Annotated in this window: 9 protein-coding genes; 4 read left to right on the top strand and 5 right to left on the bottom strand. The window is 49.3% G+C overall.

The window, feature by feature from the left end:
* Window positions 1–16: 16 nt before the first annotated feature.
* From BUC02_RS01045 to BUC02_RS01065, 5 genes are all read right to left on the bottom strand, one after another.
* Complete coding sequence (locus BUC02_RS01045) at window positions 17–454, bottom strand: metal-dependent transcriptional regulator (RefSeq protein WP_073317464.1); 438 nt, start codon at window positions 452–454, stop codon at window positions 17–19.
* A 348-nt stretch (window positions 455–802) separates the two neighbouring features.
* Window positions 803–2,884, bottom strand: coding sequence for a heavy metal translocating P-type ATPase (locus BUC02_RS01050; RefSeq protein ID WP_073317467.1), 2,082 nt, complete (start codon window positions 2,882–2,884; stop codon window positions 803–805).
* Between the two features lie 3 nt (window positions 2,885–2,887).
* Window positions 2,888–3,112, bottom strand: coding sequence for a DUF1490 domain-containing protein (locus tag BUC02_RS01055; protein ID WP_073317470.1), 225 nt, complete (start codon window positions 3,110–3,112; stop codon window positions 2,888–2,890).
* Window positions 3,113–3,379: 267 nt separating this feature from the next.
* Complete coding sequence (locus tag BUC02_RS01060; RefSeq protein ID WP_254794038.1) at window positions 3,380–5,635, bottom strand: TonB-dependent receptor; 2,256 nt, start codon at window positions 5,633–5,635, stop codon at window positions 3,380–3,382.
* Window positions 5,636–5,803: 168 nt separating this feature from the next.
* Window positions 5,804–7,123, bottom strand: coding sequence for a hypothetical protein (locus tag BUC02_RS01065; protein ID WP_139260949.1), 1,320 nt, complete (start codon window positions 7,121–7,123; stop codon window positions 5,804–5,806).
* Between the two features lie 324 nt (window positions 7,124–7,447).
* Between BUC02_RS01065 and BUC02_RS01070 the strand changes: the two genes are divergently transcribed.
* From BUC02_RS01070 to BUC02_RS01085, 4 genes are all read left to right on the top strand, one after another.
* Window positions 7,448–8,284: a helix-turn-helix domain-containing protein gene (locus BUC02_RS01070; protein ID WP_073317476.1), complete on the top strand. Its 837-nt coding sequence runs from the start codon at window positions 7,448–7,450 to the stop codon at window positions 8,282–8,284.
* An 85-nt stretch (window positions 8,285–8,369) separates the two neighbouring features.
* Window positions 8,370–10,154: an ABC transporter ATP-binding protein gene (locus tag BUC02_RS01075; RefSeq protein WP_073317478.1), complete on the top strand. Its 1,785-nt coding sequence runs from the start codon at window positions 8,370–8,372 to the stop codon at window positions 10,152–10,154.
* Entirely contained in the window at window positions 10,147–11,877 is a 1,731-nt protein-coding gene (locus tag BUC02_RS01080; RefSeq protein WP_073317481.1) for an ABC transporter ATP-binding protein, read from the top strand. Before BUC02_RS01075 ends, BUC02_RS01080 begins: the two co-directional genes overlap by 8 nt.
* A gap of 91 nt (window positions 11,878–11,968) precedes the next feature.
* Window positions 11,969–12,535, top strand: coding sequence for a DUF3793 family protein (locus BUC02_RS01085; protein ID WP_073317484.1), 567 nt, complete (start codon window positions 11,969–11,971; stop codon window positions 12,533–12,535).
* The last annotated feature ends 15 nt before the right edge of the window (window positions 12,536–12,550 follow it).

Consider the following 12,550-nt stretch of genomic DNA (forward strand, 5'->3'; position numbering starts at 1 on the left):
AGCGGAGCCTTCCTGTTTACTTTGTGTTTTTGACAAGCCTTAGTTTTTTTACCGAAGAAACTTTTGCCGAGGCAATCGCATTCGACGGTTTCACAAAATCTTCAATCTTACCGAGCGTTTCTGCCGAAAGAATATGTTCCATACTGCAAGCATCCTTGTCGGCAATCGCTTCGGACACGCCCAGCTTAATCAGGAAACCCTTCAGTAGAATATGACGGTTTAAAATCATGGCGGCAACACGTTCGCCCTCTTCGGTGAGTTCCACGCCGCTGTAGGGTTCCTGCCTAACAAGGCCCATCTTCTTGAGTTCAACCATGGCCTTTGCAACCGACGGCATTTTCACGCCGAGAGCCGCCGCAATATCCTTGACGCGGGCAAGCCCGTTCGCCAGGCGCAGCATGTGCACCATTTCCAGATAGTCTTCTAAGCTTTGAGTCAGTTTTGTATGGTCCATTTCAACCAGCCTTGTTTAGACGCGGCTAATATAGTTTAATAAAACTAATTAGGCAAGACTAAAAATATTATAATAGCCATACTTTTTTAGACAAATCTAACTTTGAAACGGAAAATTTACATTATTTTGGCTTTTTTGCCCTTGTTTTTGCAGTTAGATTTATCTAACTTTTAGTTAGACAAGTCTAATTCAGAAAGTCGCCATAGCTTTCGGACTCAGGCTTGTTAGGTTGAATCAAAAAATCAATTCCCTCTTTTGTGTCTCTTTGGGAATAAAGGTGCCCCCGCTCAAGTAGCTCTGAGCAGGGGCATTTTTTGATAATTTAGGTGATTTTTGAGGGTTGCGGCCCTACGCGCGTTTTAGCGGGGTCATGCTCTTGGCACAGATTCCCATGGTCGAGAGGTTGTGCAACAAGGCCGAGGTCGAGGGCGCCAAGAAACCGAAGAAGCCTGCCGCCAGCAACGACGTGTTGAAGGCAACGATAAAGCGGTAATTCGCCTGGATACGTTCCATAAGCAGCGTACTCAACGTACGGAGTTCGGCGAGATCGCGCAGGTCTTCGCTGCGGAGGGTCACATCGGCGGTTTCGCGGGCAATGTCGCTGGCATCGCTCATGGCAACCGACACGTTCGCGGCAGCCAAAGCGGGAGCATCGTTGATTCCATCGCCCACCATAATCACGCGGCGGCCTTCGGCCTTCATTTTTTCCACATAGCGGTGCTTGTCTTCGGGCAGCACCTGCGCAAAGAAGGTGTCGATGCCCAAAAGTTGCGCCGTGCGTTCGGCAGCCTTCTGGCTATCGCCGGTAATCATCGCCACATGCTTGATTCCGCGTTCACGGAGCATGCGAATCGCTTCTGCCACTTCGTCTCGCGGAGGATCGCTAATGCAAAGCACGCCCGCAAGGTTCCCGCCAATGGCAAGGTAAATCACGGATGCGGCTCCGGCGAGTTCGTCGATCTTTTTCTGTTCCGCCTCGCCCACCGCAATTTTTTCGTCTTCGACGACGAAATGCTTGCTGCCGATAACGGCGCGTTCACCGTCGAGGGTCGTCGCGATTCCATGCGCCACGATGTACTTCACGTCAGCATGTTCTTCTTCGTGGTCGATTCCCCGTTCGGCGGCACCGCGCACAATGGCGCGCGCCATGCTATGCGGGAAATGCTCTTCGATGCAGGCCGCAATGCGGAGGATTTCTTCTTCGCTGCGGTTACCGAACGGAATCACGCGTTCGAGTTTCGGTTCCGCCTTGGTGAGCGTTCCCGTCTTGTCGAAAACGATGGTGTCTGCAAGCGCAAATTCCTCCAGGTACTTGCCGCCCTTCACGGTCATGTTGCGGTCGGCCGCTTCGCGCAGCGCCGAAATCACCGAAATCGGGGTGGAAAGCTTGATGGCGCAAGAATAGTCCACCATCAGAATCGAAACCGCCTTGGTAATGTTACGCGTAAACAGGAGTGTGAGCCCGAATCCGATAAAGCTGAACGGCACAATTCCGTCGGCAAGGCGTTCGGCGCGGCTCTGGATAGAGGCCTTCAGGTCTTCGGAGCGATCGATGAGTTCGATGATTTTCTGAATCTTGGTGTTGCCGCTCACGGCTCGGACAGATACTACGATGGAGCCTTCGTCCACAATGGTGCCCGCAAAAACAGACTTCCCGACTGTCTTGTGCACTGCCTGCGATTCGCCCGTCATGGTCGCTTCGTTCACAAAGGCATCGCCTTCGGCAACGGTTCCGTCCACCGGAATCATGCAGCCGGAACGCACACGCACGAGGTCGCCCACCTGAACGTCCTGCATACGCACCTGAACATCGACGCCGTCCTTGACTACCCACACGCGGTCAACCTTAACGGCAAGGCTTGCGGTAAGGGCGGTTCGCGTACGCGCCTTGGTGTAATCTTCCAGAAGGCTGCTCACGTTCAGCAGGAACATGATGGTCCCTGCCGATTCGTAATTGCGCTGCAAGATGCTCGCCCCGATGGCGGCACCGTCCAACACCTCGACAGAAAGTTTCCCTTCGCCAAGGCAATTCAAGCCCTTCGCCACAAACTTGAGGCCCCTGTAAATCAGGTGTGCCGTACGAATGGGGGCAGGGATCAGCAACTTGGCCAGGTAACGCCGCGCAATCATGAACGCGAGTCGGTTCTTGAATTGCGTGTCGAGTTCCTGCAGTTGGTATTCGGTATCGGGTTCAATTTCCGGAAGATTAGCAACGTCCAGATTCCGGACGAAATCAATCACCTGTTCACGATAGCCATCTTCGTATTCCAGCAGAATACCGCCGTTTTCCGAATGGACTACCGCTTTCTGGACATAAGGTTCACTCACGCATGCCATGTGGATGCGCGGTTCATGCATTTTTTCAAATGCGTAGGCCCCCGCCCGAAAGCGGATTCGCCCCGGCTGATCGTAAACAATCTTGAATTTCATGGATTACTTCGCTTCTGCTTCTTTCTTCGCGTCGTTGCAGATGTCTGCAGCCTGGTCCTTCATATCTTGGAAGGTTGCCTTGGCGTCGGCAGTAATCTTCATGCCTTCGGCAAGTCCCTTGACGGCATATTCGCGAGTTTTGGGAGCCTTGAGAATCTTCTTGATGATAGTCGGGCCAACGACACCGGCCACCACGCACCAGAACTTTTCATTTTTCCATACGGGCATAGCTTACTCCTTTTGTTCCGCCCTAATGTCATCCCCGACTTGGTCGGGGATCTTCATTAAAGCTTTGTTGTTCTTTGCATAATAATCTACCTAAAATTCACTTAAAACGCAAACTACATACAAACTAACAAACAGACTTCAAGCCCAAGTCCTGTATGGCTTCCGTGTGACTAACATTGTTGCAAATTTGCAAATTAGTTCACGTTACACAACTTAGTTTCCATATAAATAACTTAGTTAGCGTAAACTATCCGAAGTTAGATATATCTACCTGAAACTGTAACGAATCTTTGTAGCGAAAGTGCGTCCCAGTTTAGATTCTCCATACTTGTCGTAAACGGTTTCGTCCATAAAGTTATCGACTTCAAAGCTCCAAGCGAGTTTGTTTTCCCACACGGAATATTCAATACCCAAATCCTGCGTGAACGAAGCGTCTATTTTCCGGCTCTGACGAGAACTGATTTTCCAGCCATAGTAATATTCATCGGTATAGTTTGCGGCCCACCAGAACTTGACAAAATCGTTCTTATTGAATATATCGCCCATGTGGAATTCAGCGAGGTAGTTCATGAAGAATCGCGGAATATTCGGGATAATCGCATCCTCAAGAATACCCTGCTTCGCATTGTAATCTATATTGCGCAAATCCTGGAAAGTCCAGTTCGTCCCAAGCAACACCCATTCATTCACATCCAGTTTCACATCGCCCTCGTAGCCCCAGCCGCGAATCGGATTCATATTAAAATACGGCACCGACATCTGAGAAGCACTCATATAGTGAATGCGGTTCTTGTAATAGGAATAGAAAACGTCGCCATCAAATCGGAACCGCGCAAACAGCGGAATTTCTTGCAAATCCAAGGAGAGACCTACGTTAAAATTGTCCGCTTCTTCGGGCTTGAGGTTTGTCGCAGCACTCACGCGGATTCCATCGCCAAAGAGTTCATCAGGCGTGGGCAGGCGCACTGCATGCTGGTAAGAGCCCTTGACCGCAAGCGGTTTTACAATCCGGAACATCAAGCTTTCATCATAGCTAAAATCATTGTAATCATTCGATTCTACAGAAGCCTGTTGCAACAAACTTGTTGAAGTGTTGGAAATTTCAGCCTTCATGTAATGGAACTTGAAACCCAACAGGTTCTGGAGTCTCGAATCAAAGAAATTATCTTCAAGCGAAAGCCCCGTCGTCACCGAAATCGTCTTTCCCGGATACCCCGCTGTATTGAATCCGACCATTTCGGAACCCAAGTCATCTTCAGGATCTTCCTTGTGATACCGGAAAAGCGTATTCCAGTAAATAAATTGATTCTTAAAGAACTGATAATCCAGATTCAGTAAATTATTGAAATCGTACGCCTGCACAGTACGGAATTTCGGAAGTCCCATCGAAGAAATTTCGCCCACATTCTTTTTGGCGGTATCGCAACTATACCAGTTGCGGCAATGGACACGACTCGTGTCAATAATTTTATTTTCATTGTAACCAAACGAAAAATGGTCACCGAAATTCAAGTCTATTACAAACAAATTTTTCTTATCTAATCCGAAAGTCGCTCCTAAATTATACCCTTCGGCAGTCGCTTCAACAATGCGGTTCGCTTCGCCCTGAATTTCCTTATCGAACGCACCGTAGCTGGCACCCAGCGAAATCTGGTCAAACCAAGTGTTCATTAGGTTTGCGAAAGCCTGCACATTGTAAGAGGTGTAACGGTCATGATCGCGAACGACAGTCGTATCTTTACCAGTTGAACTTTTCATGTAAGGCGAAGTAAACTTGTAATCATTATCGGAATGATTAAAGTAGCCCGAAACACCCACTTCTAGGCCAACACCACCCGCAATGCTATCGATTAAATGGCTCGCACTTACCGACGCCTTGTGCGTATTGAAACTTGAAAGGCTGTAGGACGCATCCACCGAATTGGCGGGACGCTTCTTGGTAATGATATTGATGGCACCGCCCGCACCGTCCGTAGCAAAACGTGCCGGAACATAGCCCTTGTAGACTTCAATGTCTGCAATCTGGTCAATAGGGATATCGTCAAGACCCAAGTTGCCTTGCGTCTCTACGGGGACGCCATTTACCAGCACCTTGATGTTCTTGCCTTCCATGCCGCGAATGTTGATTTTGCCTTCGCTGCCCATGCCACCGGACTTGCGCACCTTAACGCCCGAGGCTGAATTGACCGCCTTCGAAACGGTCTTACTCGTATTCTGCATCTCGGCTGCGTCAATCGTCGCAACCGATTCCGCCTTTTTGGCTTGCTTCGCCTGTTCCGCTTCTATTTCAGATTCCACCGAGAGCTCGTCCAGCTGCGTGACACTTGATGCATTTGCAGCAGATGCCTCTGACCGCGCCATATCATTTGCGTTATCAGTTGTCGCATTGTTTTCTGGAGCAGATTCTTCAAGAAAATCGTCTATCGAGGTAATTTCATCATCTTGGGCACGGACCGAAACCGCACCAACCGTTGCAAATATAAGGGCAAGCGTTGCCGCCTTGTAAATAAACATCTTTTTCATCGCAGCGCAATTGAGCAATTTTTAGGTCAAAAATCTACTCCAAACGGTTTGAAGAAAATCCAAATAGCTTTTTGAATTTTGATTTTGCGAATCAAAAAAAATCCGCCCTTGCTTGAGCAAGAACGGAAGTTTGTGTTTATGAGGATATTAGGGGTTTATGGAGAAATTTTACTTGAGCGGCACAATCCACATCGGAATCGGTTCCACTGTAGCAATCTTTTTAGCCTTTCCGGTCTTCGGGTCATAACGGAAGTAGGCGTTGCCGTCTTCTTCGGTAGACACAGCAAAAATCACGGTACCGTCTTCATCAATGTACTTACCATAGCTAGCCCAGCTAGAAGAGTAACCAATCGGGAGAGCCTTCATGGTCTTCTTGGCAAGATCGATTTCCACCGGCTTGCAAGTGTTATTGTGGTAGCTATCCATATCAGTCCAAACCTGCTGCAGGTCCACCATCACGTTCAAGAATGCATAAACCTTAGTTCCATTCGCGTAGGTAGTGGGGCTCAGGTACTTGAAGTTACCTTTCTTGGTAACATCATCGATAGCGACGTCCTTGGTTACGAGCCACTGATAATCCTTGTCGAACTTGGTTTCACCTACCTTGATGCGGAGGAAACCGTCAATCTGGCCGGGAGCATAGCCCCAGGAGGCATTGCTGTAGCAGTAAATGTAACCGTCAGCAACGATGAACGACTGGTTTTGGGAATCATCCAGGGAGCCCACAGCCGCGACGCGGTCATCTTCGGCCACAGCAATAACCTCGTCTTTCTTGATATCAATGATAGCGACCTGAGCCGTATTGCCGGTAGCATAGTCGCTCACGTTCTGCAACAGGCCAACATAGAGCCGACCGTCCACGATTACGCCTGTACCCGGGCTCACCACGAGAGCGTCCTTGTTCTTGTATTTGGACAGGTCAATCGCGCCCGTGCGCTTCATGGTCTTCGGGTTGATGATGAGCAGCGAGTCAAGCATGCCGCCCAAGTAGGCTTTTTCTTCATTCACGAAGTAAATGTGGTTTGCCCATGCGCCAGCAAGCGAAAGTTCAGCCGTCTTGCTACCAATCTTGTTGTTTGCATCGAGACTGTAGCGTGCAATGGTTCCCACATCAAGGTCGGCAATGAACAGGGAATTGTCGTAATAGACAACGCCTGCGCGGGTTCCGACTTCGATATAGTCGGAGCCGATATCATCTGTATGGTCCAGCGACATCGTGCCAATGAACATCGTTTCGCCCGAGGCAATCGCAATTGCAAATTCGCGTTTGTATTCGCCTTTTTCTTCCTTCTTGGAACTGCTGGAATTATCCTTGCTATCGCTAGACTTGGCATTGCTGCTGCTAGATTTGTTTTCGCTGTCACCAGACTTTTCGGACGAAGAACTGGAAAGTTCCTTGTCGTTTTCAGAGCTTGCCGAAGAAGAATCGTCGCAAGCAACCAGCATACCAAGCGACACAATGAGCGCCGCTAAGAATCTTTTTTTCATAAATACTCCTTGAAATTGATGCGGGAAAAACCGCGTTTGTTAATTTTGCGGAGCATTTTAGAAATGATTTGAGGGACGTTCTACTCCAAAAAGGAAAGAAAAAATCCAATTGGATTGTAAAGTCAAAAACTTCATTTTATCAATGTTAGGCCACCATTTAATTCCATTTAGTCATTTTTCACTCCATTCAGACATTCTTGCAATAAAATTTTTCTATCGCCGTCACAAAATTAGCCTTGACAAAGTTTTGTTTACTAATTAGATTTGGCTTACTTTTTAAGACTAGACTAACAAAGCCGGTTTAAAGAGATTTTTGAGGGAAATATGTTGAATATTAACGGAATTGAATGGTTGCACAAAGTCGGGTGCTACCATACAACGCTTGAAAGGGATCCGCTCCTGGTTCTTGAATTTTGCCGAAAGGGGCAAATCAGCTGGGCCGGCGGAGCACTCCCCTGCAATCAGCTGAAGGCAGGAGAAATGCTGGTTTACGACGCGTGGACTTCGGGAGCGCTAACGCGTTCCGCCGATTACTGCGGCGACCGCATTTTGTTCTTTGAAGAATCGATAAGGTACATCCGCGAACATTTTGCTGGTTTTCTGATTGACATCAAGATGCTCGCACAGAAAATGTGCCGACCGGGCCGACCGTTTATCGTCCACACCAAGGAAGAAGTCGCTAGCGCTTTCGAAAAAGTCGACAACAAGTCTAAGAACTTGCAGGCGGAATATGGCAGGCTCGCCATTTTGGAGCTTTTGCTCACCCTGAAAAACCTAGACACGCAACGAGAATCCATTTGTCGCGAATGCAATTTATCTTCGATGCAGATTGAAAAAATCTACTGCATCCGTTCGTTTATCTGCGAAAACATGGACAGTCATTTCACCATCGAGGAACTTTCCGACAAATTTGACATGCCGCCTACCGCAATGAAACTCTGCTTCAAGAACGTGTTCGGTTTGCCGGTATTCACTTACGCTCGCCGCGAGCGCATGAAACTGGCAGCCAAGCAACTTCGCGAGTGCGACCGCGGGATTCTCGAGATCGCAGGCGAAGTCGGCTACAATAACGGGAGCAAGTTCGCCCACGCCTTCCAGGATGTGATGGGCATGACCCCCAAGGAATACAGGAAAAAATACAGACTCACGAATGTAGCATGATAACAATGTGCAATGTGTAATGAGGAATGTGTAATGACAGCCCATTCTAATTTCACATTTCACATTCAACATTTTCAATTAAACCATGAAAAACACTTTCAAAAAACTCTACGCTTACATGGGTTCGCGAAAACCGCTGTTCCCGCTAGCATTGATTCTCTCGGCATTGAGCGCCATCGCAGGGCTCGTGCCGTTTTTACTGATGTGGCTGATTGTCCGCGAGGTTATCTCTGGCGGTGACATGACGAACATCAAGATTTTTGACTACTCCATCGGAGCGGTTCTCGCCTCGGTCGCAAGCGTTCTGCTCTACTTTGCGGCCCTCGCCTGCTCGCACTTGGTCGCATTCAGGCTCGAAGGAGACCTGCGTCGATTCGCCATGAAAAAACTGATGAGTGCGCCTCTCGGATTCTTCGACAAGAATCCGACCGGCAAACTCCGCAAGATTATTGACGACAACGCCGCGATTACGCACACCTTCGTCGCGCACGAAATGCCCGATATTTCGGGCACCATCCTGATTCCCATCGTGGCGCTTGTGATGATGTTCGTTTTCGATTGGCGACTCGGCCTTGCCTCTTTGGTGCCTATCGCCTACGCCTTGTTCATTTTGGGCACCATTGGCCGCAGGGGAACCAAGTTCATGGAACGCTACATGCAGGCACTTGAAGAGATGAACTCCGAAGCGGTGGAATACGTGCGCGGAATTCCTGTAGTCAAGGTTTTCCAGCAGACGATTTTTTCGTTCAAGAGTTTCTACAACAGCATCGTGACTTACCACAAGATGGTCACAGCCTATTCCAACAACTGGAAAGTCCCTTACTGCATCTACACGATTCTCGTGAACGGATTCGTGTTGTTCCTGGTGCCGACAGCAGCGCTCATCATCGGTAACAACGGCGATGTAAAACTCACCATCGTAAACATGATGATTTACGTGCTGGTGACTCCGCTGTTCTCGCAGTGCGTGATGCGCAGCATGTACCTGAGCAATGCCACGAACCAGGCGGGCATTGCCATTGACCGCATCAACGATATCGCCCGCACCAAAGATTTGGAAGTATGCGAAAACCCCGTCCCTATGGAGCATTTCAATGTTGAATTCTGGAATGTAAACTTCACCTATCCCGATACAGACAAACAGGTATTGAGCGACATTTCGTTCTCGGTGCCGGCGGGTCACACAGTCGCACTTGTCGGGCCTTCGGGCAGTGGCAAGAGTACGATTGCAAAACTTCTGCCGCGATTCTTCGATGTCGATAGCGGCGAGATTACTATTGGCGGTGTTTCTGTAAAGCAAATTGACCCGAAGGAACTGATGAAGAACGTTTCGTTCGTGTTCCAGAACACCCGCCTTTTCAAGATGAGCATTCTGGACAACGTTCGTTACGGCATGCCCGACGCGACTCTTGAGCAGGTAAACAAGGCGCTTGACCTTGCGCAGTGCCGCGAAATCATTGACAAGTTGCCCGCTGGCATCAATACCGTTATCGGAAGCAAGGGAACATACCTTTCGGGCGGCGAGCAGCAGCGAGTGGTGCTTGCACGCGCCATCTTGAAGAACGCCCCCATCGTGGTGCTCGACGAGGCAACCGCCTTTGCAGACCCCGAAAACGAACGCCTGATTCAAGAAGCTTTGCACAAACTGGCCGCAGGCAAGACCGTTCTGATGATTGCCCACAAGCTTACAAGCGTGGTGAACGCCGACCAGATCATCGTTGTTGAAGAAGGCGAAATCGCTGAACGCGGAACGCACAGCGAATTGCTTGAAAAGAACGGCATTTATGCCAAGATGTGGGCCGAATACCAGCAGTCTGTCACATGGACCCTCGACAATTCCAAGGATAATGAAGGAGGCGAAAATGTATAAGTGGGTTCAGAATACTTTTGCTCTTTCGGAAGAAGGCTCGCGCACGTTTGTCCGTGGCGTCGTCTGGACATTCCTGCACTTTGTTTCGCTCATGTTCCCGATGATGATGCTCTTTTATTTTTTGATGGAGCAGATGGGCGTCGGTGAATTTGCAGGCAAAACTCCGCACGGAACCTTGTTCTATGTGGGCATTGCGGTAATTCTGTTTGTGGTGATGCTTGTCATTTACAGGTTCTCGTACAGCGCGACTTACAGTAGCGTGTATGACGAAAGCATGCGTCGCCGCGTCTCGATTGCCGAAAAGCTTCGCAAACTGCCGCTCTCGTTTTTTGGCAAGAAGAACCTTTCGGATTTGACATCGACCATCATGGACGACTGCAATGCTCTCGAAATGATTTTCTCGCATGCGGTACCGGAACTTTTCGCCGCCATCGGAAGCGTTACCATAATTGGCATCATGCTGTTCTGCTACAACTGGAAAATGTCCATCGCACTTTTCTGGGTGGTGCCCGCAGCGGCATTGATCATTGCGCTATCCAAGAAAATTCAGGATCGCTGGTTCCAGAGTTCTTACAATGCGCGTCGTGAAATCATGGAAGACATCCAGGAAGGCCTCGAAAATGTGCAGGAAATCCGTTCCTACTCGGGCGAAGCCGCCTACCTCGACCATTTCGACAAGGACTGCATCAAATACGAAAAAACGCAGATGGATTCCGATATCAAGGTTGGCATGTTCCTGAATTCGGCGCAGGGCATTCTCAAGATGGGTCTTGCCACGGTGCTGATTACAGGCGCAAGGCTTTGGACCAAGGGCGAAATCGATGTGTTTACCTACCTGGTGTTCATCGTATGCGCGGCGACTGTCTACAACCCAGTTTTCCTCGTATTCAATAACCTCGCCGAACTGTTCTTCGTGAACGTGCGCCTGCGCCGTTTCCGCGAAATGAACCAGATGAAACCTCAGGAAGGCGTAACGGCATTCGTTCCCCAGAATTACGACATCGAATTCAAGGATGTTGACTTTAATTACAACGAGAACAAGCAAGTTCTGAAAAAGGTTTCATTCACGGCAAAACAGGGCGAAATCACCGCACTTGTGGGCCCGAGCGGCAGCGGAAAGACAACCGCCGCCAAAATTGCCGCACGATTCTGGGACATTCAAGGTGGCAAGGTGACCCTCGGCGGGCAGGACATCAGCAAGATTGACCCTGAAACGCTCCTCAAGAATTTCTCCATCGTCTTCCAAGACGTGGTGCTGTTCAACACAAGCATCAAGGACAATATCCGCATCGGCAAGCGCGATGCCAGCGACGAAGAAATCTTGAAGGTCGCAAAACTCGCGGGATGCGACGAATTCGTACAGAAGATGCCGCAAGGCTATGACACTGTCATCGGTGAAAACGGCGAAACGCTCTCGGGCGGTGAACGCCAGCGCATCTCGATTGCACGCGCCCTGTTGAAAGATGCGCCCATCATCTTGCTCGACGAGGCGACCGCAAGCCTCGACGTAGAAAACGAATCCAAGATCCAGCGCGGCATTTCGCAGCTGGTAAAGGGCAAGACTGTCATCATCATCGCGCACCGCATGCGTACCATCGCAAACGCCGACAAGGTCGTGGTGCTGCAAGACGGTCACATCGCCGAAACGGGCACCCCTGCCGAGCTCAAGGCGAAAGGCGGCCTATTCAGCAAGATGCTCGAATTGCAAATGAACAAAAATTAATACAAAATTAGCCTTGACAAACATCAAGGCTTTTTTTATATATTTGTTAGAGAAATCTAACTTTACAATTTATTTGTAGTTTGCAATAAAAATGAATCGCCTTTTAGACCACCGTCTCGTTCGCCAATGCGCGCCAACACTCGCCGGACTCAAGGTCGGAAGTTTATTCTGCCTTGAATCTTCATCCAGCGAAACGCTGTGTAAACAACTCGCCCACTGGAACAAGGAACTCAACCCTCGCGGCGTGTGCGTGCGCGTTATCGCAGAACGCTGCGGTCGCAGTTTTATCTACGTCTATCGCGAAGACGCCCTGAAAAAGCTTATTGCCGAGCCGGAAATCCGCCATTTTCTCGCCGCCTACGGCTACACAGACTTTAGCACCGACTGTGCACTCGCATACATGACGGCGCGCATCCGCAAATGCCACTGTTTTCCGCACGAAGTCGGACTTTTCTTGGGCTACCCCCTAGAAGACGTGAAAGGGTTCATTATCAACGGCGGCAGGAATAGCAAATATACGGGCTACTGGAAAGTTTACGGCGATGTAACCGAATGCGAAAAACGATTCACCTGCTTTCGCAAATGCTTCGATGTCTTCAACAAACTATTTGAAAAAGGCTACTCGCTGCCGATGCTGACCGTCCGAAACGCAGCGTAGCCCATAATCTTAACC

The organism is Fibrobacter sp. UWOV1 (assembly GCF_900142495.1).
In the GTDB taxonomy this organism is placed as follows: Bacteria; Fibrobacterota; Fibrobacteria; order Fibrobacterales; family Fibrobacteraceae; genus Fibrobacter.

Bases quoted from the DNA above. Each gene is read 5' to 3' on its own strand.
- BUC02_RS01045 (WP_073317464.1), bottom strand. From the start codon at position 454: ATGGACCATACAAAACTGACTCAAAGCTTAGAAGACTATCTGGAAATG.
- BUC02_RS01050 (WP_073317467.1), bottom strand. From the start codon at position 2,884: ATGAAATTCAAGATTGTTTACGATCAGCCGGGGCGAATCCGCTTTCGG.
- BUC02_RS01055 (WP_073317470.1), bottom strand. From the start codon at position 3,112: ATGCCCGTATGGAAAAATGAAAAGTTCTGGTGCGTGGTGGCCGGTGTC.
- BUC02_RS01060 (WP_254794038.1), bottom strand. From the start codon at position 5,635: ATGAAAAAGATGTTTATTTACAAGGCGGCAACGCTTGCCCTTATATTT.
- BUC02_RS01065 (WP_139260949.1), bottom strand. From the start codon at position 7,123: ATGAAAAAAAGATTCTTAGCGGCGCTCATTGTGTCGCTTGGTATGCTG.
- BUC02_RS01070 (WP_073317476.1), top strand. From the start codon at position 7,448: ATGTTGAATATTAACGGAATTGAATGGTTGCACAAAGTCGGGTGCTAC.
- BUC02_RS01075 (WP_073317478.1), top strand. From the start codon at position 8,370: ATGAAAAACACTTTCAAAAAACTCTACGCTTACATGGGTTCGCGAAAA.
- BUC02_RS01080 (WP_073317481.1), top strand. From the start codon at position 10,147: ATGTATAAGTGGGTTCAGAATACTTTTGCTCTTTCGGAAGAAGGCTCG.
- BUC02_RS01085 (WP_073317484.1), top strand. From the start codon at position 11,969: ATGAATCGCCTTTTAGACCACCGTCTCGTTCGCCAATGCGCGCCAACA.